We start from the raw sequence: 17758 nt of genomic DNA on the forward strand, positions 1-17758 counted from the left end.
CCTGCGAATGCAGGGCCTTAGTGTTTATGCAACGATGCTTACTTGATGGAGCTCGTCAAAGTTTGAAGTACTTGGCACGCGCCTGAATGAATTGAGCATCGGTGCCATCGGTCTTGATTTTCACAATGTTCAGTCCCTTGATGAAGCTATCTAGCGTCTTCTTGGTCATGGCATCGCCCTTATCACCAATTTCGGTCAAGATTTCAGCAGAAGCTTTGGCAGCAGCTTCAACGATGCTATCGGGGAACTGTGGTATCGCTTTCACACCATGCTCTTTGATCAGCACTTCGAGCGCACGTGGATCATTAGCTGCAAAGTCAGAAGCCACTTGGTCGTACTCGGCCTGGCAAACATCACGGATAAGCGCCTGCAGGTCTTTAGGCAGTTCTTGATACTTTTTCTTATTGACCACGCACTCGGTAGCTAGACCAGGTTCAGTAAAGCTGCTGGTGTAGTAAATCTTGCAAACCTTGTAGAAGCCCAGCGCCAAATCGTTATAGGGACCCACAAACTCAGCCGCATCGAGCGTGCCGGACTGCAGTGCCTGGAAGATTTCGCCAGCAGCCATGTTGGTGACGGATGCACCAAGCTTGGCCCAGACTTTTCCGCCCAGACCAGGCGTACGGAAACGTAAACCTTTGAGATCATCAAGACCTGTGAGCTCTTTGCGGAACCAACCGCCCGCTTGAGTACCGGTGTCACCAGACAAAAAGCCCTGCAGGCCAAACTGATCATAAACCTCATCCCAAACTTGCTGGCCGCCCAAGTAGCGCACCCATGCAGCAAGCTCACGGCTGGTCATTCCGAAGGGTACTCCAGTAAAGAACGCGAGCGCTTGACTCTTGTTCTGCCAATAGTAAGCCGCACCATGAGACATTTCGGCACCACCATCAATCACAGCGTCGATTGACTGCAGTGGCGGAACCAACTCGCCAGCAGAGTACACCTGAACGGTCAGACGGCCACCTGATGCTGCCGTAATACGATCAGCAAGCCGCTGCGCGCCCACGCCCAAGCCGGGGAAATTCTTGGGCCACGTGGTCACCATGCGCCATGTGATTTTGTTTTGTGACAGCGCAGGCGTGGCCATGGTTGAGAGGCCAGCTACCCCGGCACCAGTCATACCAGCTTTGCGAATAAAGGAACGACGATCCATTCAGAGTCTCCGTTAATGAACGTTAAGAGTAACTACACGCAGCCGATTATAGACACGGCAATCGCCAGCGATCTCAATAGAAACCCTAGTCAATGCCGGTGAATATAGGAAGGACACAAACATATCGCAGCGCAACAATGTAGGACAAACACTTGCGACTCGAACTACTAGGCAAATGAGACCCCAAGGTTTGCTTTATTAGGGACATACCGGATGTTTGCTTAACTGATTCTTACAGATAGAATTGGTTCGCTCGGCAAAACATTCGCACGCCGATGTTGATTAATCAATTTGGAGACGTCATGAAAAAAATCACCAAACTCAGCCTTGCCGCTGCCGCTGTAACCGCAGCGCTCGCCTCGGCGCCGGCTGCCGCACAAAACGTCACGTTCATGACCGGCCCGCAGGGCGGCGTCTGGGTACCGCTCGGTGGGGCCTTGAAAGGCATGTGGGAGAAAGCGGTTCCTGGTCTGAACATCACCATCACCCCGGGTGCTGGCATTGCCAATGTCCGTGGTGTTGACGAGAAGAAAGCCCAAATTGGTATGTCCAATTCCAGTACCGCTGTCGATGGCGTGCAAGGCAAGCCTCCATACAAGAATAAAACCGAAGGTGTCTGCCAACTCGCCAACCTGTACCCTCAATACTTCCAGGTTGTTGCGCAAAAAGATGCTGGCATCAAGTCATTCAAAGACTTGAAAGGCAAGCGTTTGGTCACACAGCCCCGCGGCAACACGGCTGAAGTCTTGACCAGCACTGTGCTCAAACTAAACGGCATGACTTATGACGATCTGTCAAAGGCAAACTTCCAGGCTGGCTACACCGACGCAGTGTCAATGATGAAAGACGGTCACGCCGATGTCTTTACCTTGGGTACTGCTGCTCCTTCCTCAGCGGTGATGGACTTGGCTAACTCGCGCGATGTGGTCATGGTGCCAGTTGACGACGAAACCATGAAGGGTATGCGTGAAATGAACCCTGCCTATAACAAGCTGATAATCAAAGCTGGTACCTATCCGGGTCAGACTGAAGACGTGCCTGCGATCGGCTACTTCACGCACGTCATTGTCGCTTGTGATTTGCCAAATGACTTGGTCTACACCATGGTAAAGACGATGGCAGAAAACATTCCCGATATGGCTGCCGTGAGCAAGAGCATGGCTAACTTGACGCCACAAATCATGGCAACTGAGATGGGTGTGCCCATGCACCCGGGTGCAGTCAAGTACTACAAAGAAGTTGGTGCGATGTAAGACAACCTCGTTCCAACATCACCTTAAGGGCATCAACTTCACACCAGGACAACAAACATGAGTGAAGTCGTCTCAGACGAGAAAGCAGCACTTGATCCAACTTCATCGATCATGAAACGGATCATTACCGTCATTGCCGTCACCATGTCGCTCTACCACATGTGGGTGACGTGGTTCGGCCCCCCCGAGGCGGTGATCTATCGAGGCACTCACCTCATGTTTGCTCTGGCCCTGGTGTTTTTGTTGTACCCAAGTCACCGCGGATCTTCCAATATATGGTGGCGTTCGTACGATATGTTGCTACTTGTGCTTGGATTAGGGGGGGTCCTGCACATCTTCATCACCTATGAAGACTTTATTTACCGGATTATCTACATTGACGACCTGACCCCTGGTGACGTCACCTGGGGGATTATCACGGTCATCATCGTGCTCGAAGCAACCCGGCGCATCATCGGATGGGCCCTGCCGCTGACTGCGATGGTTTTTATTGGTTACGCCTTTTTCTTCACCAACGTAACTTGGCAAGTACTGTTAGAGCAGCTGTACCTGTCTACCGAAGGGATCTTTGGATCAACGCTCGGGGTATCTGCGGCCTATGTCATGTTGTTTGTGATCTTCGGTGCCTTCATGGAGAAAAGTGGCACCGGACGTCTATTCATGGACTTCTCCATGTCTCTGACCGGAAAGTCCGCTGGCGGACCCGGTAAAGTAGCCATCGTGAGCTCATCCATGTTTGGCACTGTGTCGGGCAGCGCCGTGGCCAACGTGATGGTCACTGGCCCCATCACGATCCCGCTCATGAAAAAAACCGGCTTCAGACCAGCTTTCGCAGCGGCTGTCGAGTCGGTTGCGTCAACAGGCGGTCAGATCATGCCCCCCGTGATGGGAGCGGTTGCGTTTGTGATGGCCGAATTCCTCGCTGTACCTTATTTACAAATCACCATCTGGGCTATCGTACCTGCAGCTCTGTATTACCTATCGGTATTTTTTGCGGTGCACTTTGAGGCCAAACGCTACAGGCTAGCTGGCATCCCGGAAGATGAGTTGCCCAAACTGTGGCAAGTCATGCTGGTAAGAGGCCAATTGTTCATACCGATGTTCATCATCCTGATAGGGCTGATTCTGGGCTATTCAGCGCCGATGTGTGCCTTGATCGCGGCGCTCAGTTGCTTGCCAATTGCCTTGCTTCGCAAAGAAACCCGTAAAAACATAACGTGGGCTACACCCATCCAGGCGCTGGAAGATGGCGCGCGTGGTGCCCTATCGGTTGCACTGGCTTGTGCATGTGCTGGACTGGTCATTGGCTCCATCAACATCACAGGTATGGGTATTGTCTTTACACAGGTCGTGGTGGACTTGGCCAGCAACCATATTTTCTTGGCGCTATTAGTGACTGCCCTGGCTGGCATCATTCTGGGAATGGGGATGCCAACGACACCCGCCTACATTGTGATGGTTGCTCTGCTGGTACCTGCTCTCATCAAAATGGGCATCGTAGATCCAGCCGCTCACTTGTTCGCGCTGTACTTTGCGATTCTGTCAGCCATCACGCCCCCGGTCGCGCTATCGGTGTTTGCAGCCGCTGGCATCGCCGGCGCTAACATGTGGAGTGCTGGACTTGCCGCAGTTCGAGCGGCAGCGCCTGCTTACATTGTGCCGTTTATGTTCGTCTATGAGCCTGCCCTGCTGTTTATCGTCGATGAGGGTCAGCACTGGTATCACGCACTGTGGCCAATCGCCACGGCGATGATTGGTGTAATTGGCTTGGCTGGCGGTTTGTTTGGCTGGTTGTTAAATTACGCGACCATGCCTCAGCGCATACTGCTAGTCGTGGGGGCTTTGTCATTGATCAAGCCCGGCGGCCTCACTGATTTGATTGGATTTGGTATTCTTGGTTTAGTGGTTGTTTGGCAGTTGGTGCTTCGCCGCCAACCACCTGTGGCTCGACCGACCTAAAATAACCAAGGAGTGGGACGCATGCCCATCATTACTAACATTGAGGATTTGCGGCGACTGGCTAAAAAGCGTGTACCGCGTATGTTTTACGACTACGCCGACTCGGGCTCATGGACCGAGTCGACGTATCGAGCCAACGAGGATGACTTCCAGAAAATCAAGTTCCGCCAACGGATCCTGATTGACATGGAGCACCGCTCCACAAGAACCACCATGATTGGTCAGGAAGTTGCCATGCCAGTGGCAATCGCGCCCACGGGCTTGACTGGCATGCAACACGCAGACGGCGAAATACTCGCCGCACGTGCAGCCAAGGCGTTTGGCGTACCGTTCACACTGTCGACCATGAGCATTTGCTCCATCGAAGACGTGGCGCAAGGCACGGACAATCACCCGTTCTGGTTCCAGCTTTATGTCATGAAAGACCGGGACTTCATCACCCGATTGATCGAGAGAGCCAAGGTCGCAAACTGCTCGGCACTGGTGCTCACACTAGACCTTCAGATCTTGGGTCAACGCCACAAAGATATCCGCAACGGCCTGAGTGCCCCACCAAAGTTAACGCTCGCCAACATGATTAATATTGCTACCAAGCCTCGTTGGGCTTTAGGTATGCTAGGGACCAAACGCCGCCAGTTTGGCAATATTGTCGGCCATGTCAAAGGCGTCACCGACATGTCCCGCTTGAGCGAATGGACTGCTTCACAATTTGATCCAAAGCTAAACTGGGATGATGTGCAATGGATCAAGAAACTTTGGGGCGGTAAACTGATCCTAAAAGGCATCATGGATGTTGAAGACGCCAGGCTGGCGGCTCAGTCCGGGGCCGATGCTTTGATTGTGAGCAATCACGGCGGCCGACAGCTCGACGGGGCAGATTCAAGCATCAACGCGTTGCCAGCCATTGTTGATGCGGTAGGAAAGCAAATTGAAGTGCACATGGATGGCGGTATCCGCAGTGGCCAGGACGTTCTCAAGGCAAGAGCCCTGGGCGCTCAAGGCTGTTACATCGGGCGCAGTTTCCTGTACGGGCTCGGCGCCATGGGGCAAGCCGGTGTGGCAAAAGCTTTACAGCTTATCCACAATGAGCTTGATCTATCGATGGCCTTTTGTGGGCTTACCGATGTCGAGAAAGTCGACAAACGTATCCTGTTGCCAGGCACTTTTCCAACCGTTTGATGCTTGTTCGGGGGTGCTGACATGAAGTCACCCCGCATCATTGCCGCTCTGATCATCGCCCTGGCCATCGGCGGCTGGCTGGGTTGGCGTGCCTGGCAAGGCCCCGCCGTTGAGGTGTATGTCACCAAGAACGAGCCCTTAATACAAACCGTGGTCGCTACTGGCAGGGTGATTTCAACGTCAACCTCACAGGTTGGGGCCGAAATCACAGGCGTTGTCGTAGACCGTCACGTACGCGATGGCGATATGGTAGCTCAAGGTGACCTGTTGCTGACGCTGCGTGCCGATGATTTAGCAGCGCGCGTGCGCGAAGCTAAAGCGGCACTGAACAATCTGCGTCAATCACGCCGCCTGCAAGCCAATGAGGCACTCAAGCAAGCCGAGTCGCAACTTGAGCAGGCCACCCGTGAGGCACAGCGTCGAGCAGACCTTTTAAAAAGTGACTCGATTTCACGCGAGATCGTCGAGAAGGCCGTTAACGCCCAGGTGGTTGCTGAGGCGAACTTGAGACAAGCCAAGCTTATCGCCGACGCTTTGGCACCCGGTGGCCCAGAGGAAGTTATTCTGGTTGAGCGCTTAGCTGCAGCACAGGCTGCCCTGGAAAAAACAGAGATCCGAGCACAGTTTCCGGCGATTGTCTTGACGCGCAACGTCGAGCCCGGCGATGTCGTGCAGCCAGGTCGCATACTCATGGAACTGGCTCGTCTTGGCGAAACGGAAGTGCTCGTACCAGTCGATGAACGCAACCTAGGTATCTTGGCCACCGGCCAGCCCGCTATTTGCATACCTGATGCCTATCCAGACGAGCAATTTGAAGCAAGCGTCGATCACATCGCACCAACGGTTGACACTGACCGTGGCACGGTGGATGTTAGGCTTGCCGTTACCAATCCGCCTGACTATCTGCGTCAGGACATGACGGTGACCGCCACGATTGTGACGGGTAGGCGTGACAATGCGCTGGTGATACCCAATGATGCGCTGCGTGCAGTCAAGGGTGCGGATGCCATGGTTCAACTCATCGAGCTAGGCCGGGTGACGGATCGTTCGGTCAAGCTTGGTCTACGAGGGTTGACGCACAGCGAAGTCCTTGAGGGTTTGTCACCAGGCGACGTGGTCATTCGCACGTCCGGCTTGTCCGTTGGCCAACGGGTGCGTGCCAGCGATGTGGATTGAGTTCAACATTGCGTTGAAATTCTTGCGGCAGGGATTTGCACAGACCCTGCTGATCCTGATTGGTATCGGGGTAGGCGTAGCGGTCATTGTATTCATCACCACCCTAGTGACCGGGCTACAAGCCAACATCGTCAATCGCACCCTGGGCACGCAGGCCCACATCCGGGTTGAACCCTATGAGGAAGTTAATCGGCAGGCAACGATTACTGAAGGCGTTCGGCAAATCGCACTTGAAGACAAGCGCTCTCAGCAGCTACGCTCAATCAACAATTGGCAACAAATCATTACTGCACTTGAAGCACTACCCGATGTCACGGCCGTCTCGCCCGTGGTCTCTGGACCAGCATTTGCCAAGCGGGGTGCTGCCACCATGTCGGTGTCAGTCATTGGTATCGACCCCGTGCGTTACGAGCGAATCATTTCGATCAGTGACGATATCATCAGCGGTCAGTTTCGGATCGGTGCTGGTGATACCGTCATTGGCTCAAAGCTGGCTAGCGACCTCGGCGTCCGGGTGGGTAGTAAGCTGCGGTTGGAAGCTACCGGTGGCCGAACCGCAGTGGTGACCATCACCGGCATATTTGATTTAGGCGTGCGCGAACTTGATTCACGGTTTGTATATCTGGAACTTAAACAAGCACAGGCACTGCTTGGGCTTTATGGTGGCGTCACCGTGATTGACCTGACGGTCAAAGACATCTTCGATGCCAGCCGCGTGTCTGACCAGATTGATCGCTTAACCAACCTGAAATCCGAGAGCTGGATGCAGATCAACAGTCAATTGATGAATGCACTCAAGTCCCAAAGTCTGTCATCTAGCCTGATCAGTTTCTTCGTGGCACTCTCAGTCGCATTTGGCATCGCCAGTGTGCTGGCCATTAGCGTGACACAACGCACCCGCGAAATCGGAATCTTGCGCGCCATGGGTGCGCGCAAAGAACAAATGCTGCGAGTGTTTCTAATTCAGGGTGCCATACTCGGTTTGTTCGGATCGTTTGCGGGTGCCGGTGCTGGCTGGGGCATGGTCTGGATTTTTAATGAGTTCGGACCACGGCTGTTTGATATCAGCCCCTCATTAACCATCATTCCGGTTGCGACCAGTATCGCCACCATCACTGGAGTGATCGCCGCCATTGCACCGGCCTGGCGTGCTTCTCGTCTTGATCCCGTTGCGGCAATTCGTTATGTCTAACATCAAGGATCCGACTGTCTTGCGGCTAGAGGACTTGCGCAAGTCCTACAACGTGGGTTTGCCCACCGAGCTTGAAGTACTGCACGGTCTAAACATGACACTGCGTGCACACGACTTTTGTGCCTTGGTTGGCCCCTCAGGCTCTGGCAAGAGTACGTTGCTCAATCTAATTGGTTTGCTTGATCAACCCACGAGCGGCGAACTGTACCTGCTTGATCAAGCCACACGTGAACTCGATGACGAGGGTCGCACCCAGATCCGGCGTGAATCAATCGGCTTTGTATTCCAGTTTCACCACTTGATCGAGGCGTTCACTGCGATTGAGAATGTACTAATGCCCCTGATGGTCAGAGGTGGCAAACCAACTGAAGAACAGACCGCTTGGGCCATGCATTTACTTGAAGCTGTCGGTCTGAAAGGTTTTGAGCGCAAAAAACCCAGCCAACTATCCGGCGGTCAACAACAACGAGTCGCGATTGCCCGGGCACTGGCCACACGCCCAGCATTACTACTCGCAGACGAACCCACAGGCAACTTGGACACACAAACGGCAGCTCATATCTTTGAGTTGCTTAGACACTTCAATCGTGAATTTGGCTGTGCAGTGCTGATTGTGACCCACGACCCAAGACTATCTGAAACGTGTGATCGTACCGTTACGCTCGTGGACGGCCAGTTCACGGGTGATGTGCGACATGAGCAAGCGGGCAAGTAAGGCATCCCTCGGTATAGCGCATCAGAAATCGGGAGATCGCCTGTCGAGTTGAAACGTTGGTTTTAACGATGAAGCAGGAACCATTGGGAAGTAGTGATACACGCCCAATCCTCGCGGCTTGAGAAAGCCAAGAGGCATCCTCGTCGCTCAGGACGGGGAGGACGTCAACGGAGCGAGTCAGAACCGTCGACATTAAGCCCGGCCATACATTGTCAGTCACTTTCGAAGACGGCACAGCAGGCGAGATTAACCTTGCAAACAGATTGTTTGAGCCGGTGCTTAACGATATAGGGGTTGAGTCATACGGCGACGTCGACTTAACCTTCTGTCGTCTGTTCTACCGCCTCTTGCTTGTCTAGCCGCAGGTTGTAGATCCACTCGCGCCAAATGGCGACCAACAAGGCCATTAGCACTGGACCCACAAAAAGGCCCACAACACCCATCGTTTGCACCCCACCCACCAACCCAAAAAACGTCGGCAAGAAGGGCAATTTCACTGGCCCGCCAACAAGCCGGGGTCTGAGTGTCTTGTCAACGATGAATAGTTCAATCGAGCCCCATAAAAATAAGCCCACGCCTTGAATCCAGTCACCCGATCCCACTAAATAAATGGATACCAGCGTAAAGCAAAGCGGCGCCCCGCCCGGCACCATGGCCATGACACCGGTGATCACGCCCATGAGCACAGGCGACGGAAACCCGACAATCCAGTACGCAATCCCCAACACCACACCTTCACCAATGGCGATCAATCCCATGCCGGTAACGGTTGAGCTAATCGTCGCTGGCACTACGCGCGAGAAATGCTGCCAACGGTTAGGCAGCAAACGCTCACCAGCCAGATCAAGCTGCCCTGCTAAAGTCTTGCCGTCTTTATAAATAAAGAACAGAGCAATCAGCATGAACAGCACCGTGAGCATGATTGAGGCAACGTTGGTCGTCGTATCGACGGCGATACGATAGATATCACCAATGTGTTGACCACTAAACGCCTGTACCCAGTCACCCAGAGCCTGCGGTTTGCCTAGATAGATATTCCAATATTTGCCGAGCTCATCGCCGACCAATGGCAGCGCCAATACCCACTCGGGTGCAACCATGCCCTCACGGTTGGCTAGTAGTAGCCATTCCACAAATGCCACCGCCTCAGTAACCGCGTAGTAAAGCGCAAATGAAAGCGGAATCACCAGCACCGCCAAAATAACCATTAGGGCAATGGAAGCACCCCAAATCGTGCTGCCACCAATCACCCCCACCAAGCGTTCATAGAGCGGCCAACTGGCAAAGCCAATAATGAGTGCCGCCAGAACTGGCACCAAAAATCCTGAAAAGAAATAAACAGCCGCAGCTAGCACGAGCAATAAAAGTACTCGCACAAGCGGCGGTATGGCGGTGGGGTTTTGCATTAGAAGCCCGATACCCAGAAAAGCGACAGTTTAGATGTCTGAAGCAACAGTTCTATAAACCTGTTCATCATGGTAGCTGCTATTGGCAGCCACCGCCGCAATTCTAAAGGTCGACTATTTCAGGCGCTTTTCCAGCTCGGCTTTTGAGATGGCGCCTGGCACTCGCGAACCATCCGCAAAAAAGATCGCTGGCGTTCCCTGCACCTGTAAATCTCGACCAAGCTGCACCAGGTCATCCAGCGGCGCTTCACAAGTCTTTTGTGCAGGGACCTTCCCCTGAAGCATCCAGGCGTCCCAAGTTGCACTTGGGTTGTCCGAGCACCACACATTCTTGACCTTCTCGGTTGAGTCTTCCGAGAGAATCGGCAACATGTAGGTATAGACCGTCAAATTGTCTATGCCCTCCATGCTGCGACGCAGTTGTTTGCAGTAACCGCAGTTAGGGTCTTCGAACAATGCCATCTTGCGCGAGCCGTCACCGCGAACTTGAGTGATTGCCAACTCTTTGGGCAATGCATCGAAATCTATCCGAGCCAACTCCTGCAAACGCTGTTCTGTCAGATCCTGACGGCTAGTGGCATCGATCAGATGACCATCAAGCACAAAATTAACGGCCTGATCAGTGTAGACAAGACTATTGCCGATCTGCACCTCAAAGAGTCCGAACGGCGCATACCTGACCTCTTGCACCGGCATGTTGCCAAACCGCTCACTGAATAGTTTTTTGATGGCATCGGTTGTGGCATCACTTTGGCCGATCTTGCTCTGGGCTGCCGGTGCGCTTGCAGCAGTTGCAGCAGCCGGCGCCTGTGTTTGAGCTACGACATGTGGCATTGCGACTAAACACGCCGCTGCCATTAAATAGTGTTTGAGCAATCTCATGGGGTCTCCAGGTAATCATTCATCGTCTTAACTAGGCCGAGCGCGAAGCTGCTTCAATGAGCAGGCGCTTAATCATCGGTATGCGATCGACCAAGCTCATGCCGGCATTTCTAAGCCACGGCAGTGGCGGCAATGTTTGGTCAAACAAGCGCTTCAATCCATCGGTTACCAAACGCATTTCCAACAGGGCCTGCGCACGCGAGCGTCGATAGCGACGTAAAACAGTTGGATCACCCACTGACAAGAAAGGTTCACGTTTAATCAGGACTTCGACTAAAGCTTGGGCATCGCCCAACCCCAAATTCAGCCCTTGACCTGCCAAAGGGTGGACGCGGTGCGCCGCATCACCCACTAGCGCCACGTTCTCACCGATCATCGGTGAGGATGCCAAGGTTAACGCAAACCCATGCAGCTGGCTGCGCAGTGTCATACGGCCCAATCGACCTCGGGTTGCCTTGCCAAGAGACTCGGCCAGTTCTTCGCGTTGACGCTCGGCAGACATCGCAAGCAAGGTTTCAGCGTAGGCTGTTTTTAGTGACCAAACCATCGACACCTGGTGGCCATCGTCGGTATCTGGCATCGGCAAAATCCCCAACACCCCCTCGGGTCTGAACCACTGAAACGCACTAGCTTGATGGGCGAACTCTGTCGTCAAATGACCAACCACACCCACCGCATCATAGGACGTCTCGTCATAGCGCAAACCGGCAAACTCCCGCAGTTTGGAGCGAGCGCCATCGGCTGCCACCCAAAGACTAGCCTGAAGTTCTGTGCCACGATTGGTCTGTCCGCATCCGCGCTCAAATGCTTCAAGGGTGTCCTCAATCCAATGCACCCCGTACACTTTAAGTGCCTGTTGCAACACTCGCTCAATCTCGCCCGACTCAACAATCCAGGTCAGCGACGTCTGAGCAGCCTGCCAGGCTCGCAGATAAAGCGCACCGAAAGCATCACCCTTGATTTCCATCGCCTCAACCCGAGTCACCCGCTCTGTATTCATGAGCGACCAGACGCCAAGTTCGGAGAGGAACTTCTCACTGGCAGCCGAAATCGCGTAAACCCGGGGATGAAATGTGTTGCGATCCATCAGAGGCAGCTTGGGCGCTGGCCCCAACAACATCACGTCTTTCACACCAGCACGCGCAAGCCCCAAGGCTGTCGCCATACCAACTATGCCAGCGCCGCAAACGATCATGTTCTGTTTCATGTCCAATCTTTTATTGAGCGCTTGGCGCCCCGGCAGACTTGGGCCACAGCAACCACATTTGGCCAGACTGCTTCATGCGCCCGGCCATGGCGCCAGCCTCTTCACCAAATCCCCAATAGTAGTCCGCACGAGCCGCACCTTTGATTGCGGTGCCTGTATCTTGAGCAAACACCATCCGGTCTAGTGGAGTTTTAGAGGAAGGCATGGTGGTCATCAAATACACCGGTGTACCCAGAGGCACAAACTCCGTATCCACTGCGATTGAGCGCTGCGCACCGAGTGGGATGCCATATGAACCTTTTGGCCCTTCGCTAGGATCAGCAATCAACTCTTCCCGGAAAAAAACCACGGCCGGGTTGGCATTGAGCATTTCCTGAACACGGTTGGGATTTTTTCTGGCCCAGGCACGAATATTTTGCATGGAAGCCTGATTCAGCTTGAGCTCGCCTTGATCAACCAGCCACCGGCCAATTGATCGGTAGGGATGACCATTATGATTGGCGTAGGCCAAACGGATAGTAGTGCCAGCACCCGGTCCTTCCTGGAGGTAGACACGGCCCGAGCCTTGCACCTGCAGAAAAAAGTTATCGACCGGATCGTTGACCCACACGATGGCTGGTGGCTGGCGGTTAGGATTGTTCAATTCGGTACGACTGTCATAAGGCACGACACGATTGCCATCGAGCTTGCCACGTACCCGTTTACCCGCAAGATCTGGGTAAAGCGCACCAAGATCAATATTCAATAAATCGCCCGGCACCTCAAATAGCGGCCACTGATAAGGACCTTGGCGCACCCGTGAACCGTAAACCAATGGTTCGTAGTAGCCGGTCACCATACCACTGGCCATTTTGCCTGGCGGGGATTCCAATTTCCAAGGTACCAAATAGGTCTGTAAAAAGCGTCGCACAGCCACTTCATCATTCGCGTTTGGCGCTGTCGCCGGGTTTAAGGCCGCTGAACAGACACCATGCCACACACGCGGATTGGCACGCGCCGGTCGAGCCAAATTACCGCCAGTCGGGCGCATCAGGCCCTGACAGTTACGTACAAAATTGGCCCAGTAGTTCTGTAAGTTGTCGCTTTGCCAACTCGGCATATCGTCCCAGGCAACTTGCACATACGTGCCTTTGAGCACTCTGGGCTTCTCGGCTGGCAGACTGCTTAACGGGGGCAACCGAAATGAAGTAGTCCGTGTGTCCGACACTGTCGGTGCAACAATCGGTGCTGGTTGTGGAGGTGCCGTCGAGCAGCCCGCCAGAATCGCTGAAACCGACACCACCAAACCAAGTGGTGACAGCCTATGTTTACTAGTCATTAAAAAACCCATCGTTAAACCTAGTGCAAAGTGCGTGGCATGGCCAACACAAACTCGGGGATCGTGGCCTCAAACGCTTGGCCGTCATCGCCAACGCACAAGTAAGTACCGTGCATGCTGCCGACCGGGGTTTTTAGAGGGCAACCACTGGTGTACTCAAACGTCTCACCCGGAGCGAGCAATGGCTGCTGACCAACCACCCCTAAGCCCCTGACATCTTGCCGCTGGTTATTGCCATCGACAATCACCCAGTGACGGCTGATGATCTGGGCAGGCTGCTGTCCTGTGTTGGTGATACGCACCGTATAAGCAAAAAAATAATGCTGCTGCGCTGGCTCAGACTGCTCTGGCATGAACTGAGACTGCACCTGAACTGTTATCTCATATGGTTTCACGCGGGTTTTCCCTGAAAAAACCGTTAGACGAACGCCGAACACACGCCAATTGGGACCGAATCACTGCGATAATCGAGCCTTCAATCAGTTACTGCATTACACCATGACTGCTTCCAGACCCTTACCTAAAGCCCGCTTGGCTCCCAGCATTTTATCTGCCGACTTCACACGATTGGGCGAGGAAGTCACCAATGTACTGAAAGCTGGCGCAGACTGGATCCATTTCGACGTGATGGATAACCACTTTGTTCCCAACCTGACGTTTGGTCCCATGATCTGTGAGGCAATACGGCCCATTACGGACGCCACCATCGATGTACATCTCATGGTTGAGCCCGTTGATGCCCTCGTACCCATGTTTGCCAAGGCAGGCGCCAACGTGATCACCTTCCACCCGGAAGCCTCGCGGCATGTACATCGCACTTTGGCCCTGATTCGGGATCATGGCTGCAAAGCTGGCTTGGTATTCAATCCAGCCACGCCATTGTCGTGGATGGATCACGTCATGGACCAGCTAGACATCATTTTGCTGATGTCGGTGAACCCGGGATTTGGTGGACAATCATTTATCGAATCTACGCTGGCCAAGCTAACAGATGCGCGCCAGCGGATCGATCGGCATTTGGACGCCGGCGGACAACCAATCGCCCTTGAAGTGGACGGTGGAGTCAAGGTAGACAATATCGGTCGGATTCGAGCAGCTGGAGCCGACACCTTCGTGGCGGGCTCTGCCATCTTTGGCAAGCCAGACTATGTGGCGATCATCGCCCAGATGCGCCAAGCCATTGCCAATGCAGACGCCGGACAAGCATGAACGCATCGGAAAAAGCTGCCAACGGTTGGCAAGGCGTTTTGCTCGATCTCGATGGCACATTGCTAGACACCCTGCCAGACCTGGCGGCCTCAGCCAATCAAGTACGAGCAGCACTTGATATGCCCTTGTTGGATGAGCAGCTCATCCGAACGTTCGTTGGCAAAGGCGCAGACAACCTGATTAAACGCACACTGGCAGGCAGCCTCGAAGCACGTGAAACTGATCCAACCTTATTTGAGAAAGCCCGGGCCGTGTTTTTTGAGCATTACCGGGCAACCAATGGTGACAAAGCCCTCATCTACCCCGGCGTGCTGGAAGGACTCCAGGCCCTCAAGGACTTAGGCATTCCAATGGCAGTTGTCACCAATAAGCCTTATGACTTTAGCGTCCCGCTCCTAGAGCGCACTAATCTGATGCAGTTCATGCAAACTGTTATTGGCGGTGACACGTGTACCAGGCGCAAACCCGACCCTGAACCTATCTTGCAAGCCTGTGAACAGCTAAACAGCAGACCAACGGCCACCTTGACGATTGGCGATTCAATCAATGATGCTTTGGCTGCCAAAGCTGCAGGTTGTGGGGTAGTGGCGGTTCCTTATGGCTACAACGAAGGCAATCCCGTCACAGACTTGCCTGTCGATGGTATAGTTGAGTCCGTGTTTGAAGCTGTCGTTTGGTTACAGAACAATCGGCCAGACAACAGACCAAACGAGTAATGGCGAATGAAACTTTTAATGTGCTGATTCGATAACTGATCATGAAACTGAAATGTCTCCCGCTTACGATGTCTGGTGCCTGGTGGTGCTGGTGGCGTTCGTCTAACGGGTAGGCCCACGGCACTGGTCAAGCAGCAAGATCAACACAACGTACACGAGCCCGCCCCTTAAACAGGTCGGGCTTTTTTATTGACAGACAGTTAGACCCGGCCCCTGAAGCAAACCAACAAAGTGATTGCACCATGACAGAAATTGAATTCAATGCACTGGCCAAACAGGGATACAACCGGATACCGCTGGTAGCTGAGACCTATGCAGATCTGGACACACCACTGGCGATCTATCTAAAACTCGCCAATTCAGGTCCTAATGCAGGTAAATACACTTGTTTGCTTGAGTCCGTGGTGGGTGGTGAACGATTTGGACGATATTCGTTTATTGGTCTGCCAGCCCGAACCATCATTCGTGCTCGGGGACACAAAACCGAGGTACTGACAGATGACAAGGTGGTCGAAACCCATGAGGGTGATCCACTGCAGTTCATCTCCGAGTTTCAAAAGCGATTCAAAGTGGCGTTACGCCCGGGTATGCCTCGATTTGCTGGTGGCTTGGCCGGCTATTTCGGATATGACACCGTCAGGCACATTGAACCGCGCTTAGGTCCAGCCAACAAACCATTTCCAGAGGGCATGGGTGAAGGGCCACCGGACCTCTTGCTGCTGCAAATCGATGAGCTCGTGATCGTAGATAATGTGGCCGGTCGCACCTATCTATTGGTTTATGCCGATCCCAGCGTACCTGAGGCCTACAACAAAGCACAGCAGCGCCTGAAAGAATTACGCATCAAACTGCGCAAACCAGTAGACATCCCATACAGTCATGCTAGTGTAGTCACCGAAGAAATCCGAAGTTTTGACAAGGAAGACTATCTCGCAGCTGTTAGACGTGCCAAGGCGTACATTGAAGCTGGCGACCTGATGCAAGTCCAGGTTGGTCAGGTAATTGCCAAGCCATTTCGAGATTCGCCATTATCGCTATACCGGGCTCTGCGCTCGCTGAACCCCTCGCCATACATGTACTTCTGGAATTTTGGGGATTTCCAGGTCGTCGGTGCATCACCAGAAATTCTGGTCAGACAAGAACATGTGCCTGGTACCGAGTCTGCAGAAGCAGAAACCGAGGTCACGATACGGCCCCTGGCTGGTACACGTCGCCGGGGCGGCACACCCGAGGAAGATGCTGCGCTTGCTGAGGAGTTGCAGGCTGACCCCAAAGAGCGTGCCGAGCATGTGATGCTGATCGATCTGGCCCGCAACGATGTTGGCCGTGTTGCCAAGACCGGGTCGGTCAAGGTCACCGACACCATGGTCATTGAACGTTATTCCCACGTGATGCACCTGGTATCCAACGTCACGGGCAGGCTCGCGCCCGAGATGAGCAATATGGATGTGTTACGCGCCACCTTCCCCGCTGGCACCCTGACTGGCGCGCCCAAGGTGCGCGCCATGGAAATCATTGATGAACTCGAGCCGGTCAAACGCGGCATATATGGTGGCGCCACCGGGTACTTGAGCTACGGCGGCGAAATGGATGTAGCCATCGCGATTCGTACCGGCATCATTCAGGATGGCATGCTGTATGTTCAAGCAGCCGCCGGCATTGTGGCTGACTCTGACCCAGAAAAAGAATGGATGGAAACCGAGGTCAAGGCACGCGCGGTGTTGCGCGCAGCCGAACAAGTTCAAAACGGCCTTGACAGCCCCATCTAAGCCCTGACTAGACAAGCGAGACCATCATGTTGCTCATGCTCGACAACTACGATTCATTTACCTACAACCTGGTGCAGTATTTTGGGGAGCTCGGTGAAGACGTGCGTGTTTATCGCAACGATCAGATCACTCTTGAAGAAATCGAGGCACTCGCGCCAGACCATATCTGTGTCTCACCAGGTCCTTGTTCACCAGCCGAGGCTGGTATCTCGGTGCCATTGATCAAACACTTTGCTGGCAAAGTACCGATTCTTGGCGTCTGCCTCGGTCATCAGTCAATTGGTGCAGCGTTTGGTGGTCGAATCATTCGTGCCAAAGAATTGATGCACGGTAAAACCTCTGAAATCACCCACCAAGGTACAGATGTCTTTGCCAATCTGCCATCACCTTACACGGTGACTCGCTATCACTCACTGGCCATTGAACGTGAAACGCTGCCCGAGTGCCTGATTGTCACGGCCCAGACTGCCGACGGTGAAATCATGGGTATCCGACACCGCGACCTCCCCATCTACGGGGTGCAGTTTCACCCGGAATCCATTCTGACAGAACACGGCCATGCGCTTTTACAAAACTTTCTAAAACTGCCCACTCCTGCGGCAAGCGCAGCCTGACACGGAG

Annotated in this window: 16 protein-coding genes; 10 read left to right on the top strand and 6 right to left on the bottom strand. The window is 53.6% G+C overall.

The genetic code is table 11. From position 1 onward, the window contains the following. Positions 1-55: 55 nt before the first annotated feature. Positions 56-1156, bottom strand: a complete 1101-nt coding sequence (locus tag DHf2319_RS12585; protein ID WP_243478702.1) for a TRAP transporter substrate-binding protein — start codon at positions 1154-1156, stop codon at positions 56-58. A gap of 302 nt (positions 1157-1458) precedes the next feature. Between DHf2319_RS12585 and DHf2319_RS12590 the strand changes: the two genes are divergently transcribed. Genes DHf2319_RS12590 through DHf2319_RS12615 form a run of 6 tightly spaced genes read left to right on the top strand, consistent with a single transcriptional unit; the run spans position 1459 to position 8630 of the window. Next, complete coding sequence (locus DHf2319_RS12590; protein WP_243478703.1) at positions 1459-2409, top strand: TAXI family TRAP transporter solute-binding subunit; 951 nt, start codon at positions 1459-1461, stop codon at positions 2407-2409. A 57-nt stretch (positions 2410-2466) separates the two neighbouring features. Beyond that, a complete protein-coding gene (locus DHf2319_RS12595; protein ID WP_243478704.1) occupies positions 2467-4368 on the top strand; it encodes a TRAP transporter permease in 1902 nt (633 codons plus the stop codon). Between the two features lie 21 nt (positions 4369-4389). Then, entirely contained in the window at positions 4390-5547 is a 1158-nt protein-coding gene (locus tag DHf2319_RS12600; protein WP_243478705.1) for an alpha-hydroxy acid oxidase, read from the top strand. Between the two features lie 21 nt (positions 5548-5568). Continuing rightward, entirely contained in the window at positions 5569-6723 is a 1155-nt protein-coding gene (locus DHf2319_RS12605; protein WP_243478706.1) for an efflux RND transporter periplasmic adaptor subunit, read from the top strand. Next, positions 6713-7915 (top strand): ABC transporter permease, encoded by a 1203-nt coding sequence (locus DHf2319_RS12610; RefSeq protein ID WP_243480107.1) that lies wholly within the window; start codon positions 6713-6715, stop codon positions 7913-7915. Before DHf2319_RS12605 ends, DHf2319_RS12610 begins: the two co-directional genes overlap by 11 nt. Beyond that, on the top strand, positions 7908-8630 hold the full coding sequence (locus tag DHf2319_RS12615; RefSeq protein WP_243478707.1) for an ABC transporter ATP-binding protein: 723 nt from the start codon (positions 7908-7910) through the stop codon (positions 8628-8630). Before DHf2319_RS12610 ends, DHf2319_RS12615 begins: the two co-directional genes overlap by 8 nt. Positions 8631-8947: 317 nt before the next feature. On the opposite strand, the gene DHf2319_RS12620 is transcribed toward DHf2319_RS12615, so the two are convergent. The 5 genes from DHf2319_RS12620 to apaG all read right to left on the bottom strand — a co-directional run bounded on the left by DHf2319_RS12620 (position 8948) and on the right by apaG (position 13838). Continuing rightward, complete coding sequence (locus DHf2319_RS12620) at positions 8948-10036, bottom strand: AI-2E family transporter (protein ID WP_243478708.1); 1089 nt, start codon at positions 10034-10036, stop codon at positions 8948-8950. A 114-nt stretch (positions 10037-10150) separates the two neighbouring features. Continuing rightward, the gene (locus DHf2319_RS12625; RefSeq protein ID WP_243478709.1) at positions 10151-10918 is read right to left on the bottom strand and encodes a DsbC family protein; all 768 of its coding nucleotides are present in this window, start codon (positions 10916-10918) and stop codon (positions 10151-10153) included. Between the two features lie 31 nt (positions 10919-10949). Continuing rightward, a complete protein-coding gene (locus DHf2319_RS12630) occupies positions 10950-12125 on the bottom strand; it encodes an FAD-dependent monooxygenase (RefSeq protein WP_243478710.1) in 1176 nt (391 codons plus the stop codon). Between the two features lie 10 nt (positions 12126-12135). Beyond that, a complete protein-coding gene (gene mltA, locus DHf2319_RS12635; protein WP_243478711.1) occupies positions 12136-13443 on the bottom strand; it encodes a murein transglycosylase A in 1308 nt (435 codons plus the stop codon). A 20-nt stretch (positions 13444-13463) separates the two neighbouring features. Continuing rightward, positions 13464-13838 (bottom strand): Co2+/Mg2+ efflux facilitator ApaG/CorD, encoded by a 375-nt coding sequence (gene apaG / locus DHf2319_RS12640; protein ID WP_243478712.1) that lies wholly within the window; start codon positions 13836-13838, stop codon positions 13464-13466. Between the two features lie 103 nt (positions 13839-13941). Between apaG and rpe the strand changes: the two genes are divergently transcribed. The 4 genes from rpe to DHf2319_RS12660 all read left to right on the top strand — a co-directional run bounded on the left by rpe (position 13942) and on the right by DHf2319_RS12660 (position 17751). Further along, positions 13942-14652: a ribulose-phosphate 3-epimerase gene (rpe, locus tag DHf2319_RS12645; RefSeq protein ID WP_243478713.1), complete on the top strand. Its 711-nt coding sequence runs from the start codon at positions 13942-13944 to the stop codon at positions 14650-14652. Further along, positions 14649-15368, top strand: coding sequence for a phosphoglycolate phosphatase (locus tag DHf2319_RS12650; RefSeq protein ID WP_243478714.1), 720 nt, complete (start codon positions 14649-14651; stop codon positions 15366-15368). The genes rpe and DHf2319_RS12650 overlap by 4 nt, the downstream gene beginning before the upstream one ends. 242 nt (positions 15369-15610) lie before the next feature. Next, entirely contained in the window at positions 15611-17137 is a 1527-nt protein-coding gene (gene trpE, locus DHf2319_RS12655) for an anthranilate synthase component I (RefSeq protein ID WP_243478715.1), read from the top strand. A gap of 26 nt (positions 17138-17163) precedes the next feature. Continuing rightward, positions 17164-17751 carry an anthranilate synthase component II gene (locus DHf2319_RS12660; protein ID WP_243478716.1) on the top strand — a complete coding sequence of 196 codons (588 nt, stop codon included), beginning with the start codon at positions 17164-17166 and terminating at the stop codon, positions 17749-17751. Positions 17752-17758 lie beyond the last annotated feature (7 nt).

Source organism: Orrella daihaiensis (genome assembly GCF_022811525.1).
Classification (GTDB): Bacteria; Pseudomonadota; Gammaproteobacteria; order Burkholderiales; family Burkholderiaceae_B; genus Algicoccus; species Algicoccus daihaiensis.

Excerpts from the sequence above, each read along its gene's own strand:
- DHf2319_RS12615 (WP_243478707.1), top strand. The coding sequence starts at position 7,908 with ATGTCTAACATCAAGGATCCGACTGTCTTGCGGCTAGAGGACTTGCGC.
- DHf2319_RS12650 (WP_243478714.1), top strand. The coding sequence starts at position 14,649 with ATGAACGCATCGGAAAAAGCTGCCAACGGTTGGCAAGGCGTTTTGCTC.
- DHf2319_RS12620 (WP_243478708.1), bottom strand. The coding sequence starts at position 10,036 with ATGCAAAACCCCACCGCCATACCGCCGCTTGTGCGAGTACTTTTATTG.
- DHf2319_RS12585 (WP_243478702.1), bottom strand. The coding sequence starts at position 1,156 with ATGGATCGTCGTTCCTTTATTCGCAAAGCTGGTATGACTGGTGCCGGG.
- DHf2319_RS12660 (WP_243478716.1), top strand. The coding sequence starts at position 17,164 with ATGTTGCTCATGCTCGACAACTACGATTCATTTACCTACAACCTGGTG.
- DHf2319_RS12605 (WP_243478706.1), top strand. The coding sequence starts at position 5,569 with ATGAAGTCACCCCGCATCATTGCCGCTCTGATCATCGCCCTGGCCATC.
- rpe (WP_243478713.1), top strand. The coding sequence starts at position 13,942 with ATGACTGCTTCCAGACCCTTACCTAAAGCCCGCTTGGCTCCCAGCATT.
- DHf2319_RS12595 (WP_243478704.1), top strand. The coding sequence starts at position 2,467 with ATGAGTGAAGTCGTCTCAGACGAGAAAGCAGCACTTGATCCAACTTCA.
- DHf2319_RS12610 (WP_243480107.1), top strand. The coding sequence starts at position 6,713 with ATGTGGATTGAGTTCAACATTGCGTTGAAATTCTTGCGGCAGGGATTT.
- DHf2319_RS12590 (WP_243478703.1), top strand. The coding sequence starts at position 1,459 with ATGAAAAAAATCACCAAACTCAGCCTTGCCGCTGCCGCTGTAACCGCA.
- DHf2319_RS12630 (WP_243478710.1), bottom strand. The coding sequence starts at position 12,125 with ATGAAACAGAACATGATCGTTTGCGGCGCTGGCATAGTTGGTATGGCG.
- mltA (WP_243478711.1), bottom strand. The coding sequence starts at position 13,443 with ATGACTAGTAAACATAGGCTGTCACCACTTGGTTTGGTGGTGTCGGTT.
- DHf2319_RS12625 (WP_243478709.1), bottom strand. The coding sequence starts at position 10,918 with ATGAGATTGCTCAAACACTATTTAATGGCAGCGGCGTGTTTAGTCGCA.
- DHf2319_RS12600 (WP_243478705.1), top strand. The coding sequence starts at position 4,390 with ATGCCCATCATTACTAACATTGAGGATTTGCGGCGACTGGCTAAAAAG.
- trpE (WP_243478715.1), top strand. The coding sequence starts at position 15,611 with ATGACAGAAATTGAATTCAATGCACTGGCCAAACAGGGATACAACCGG.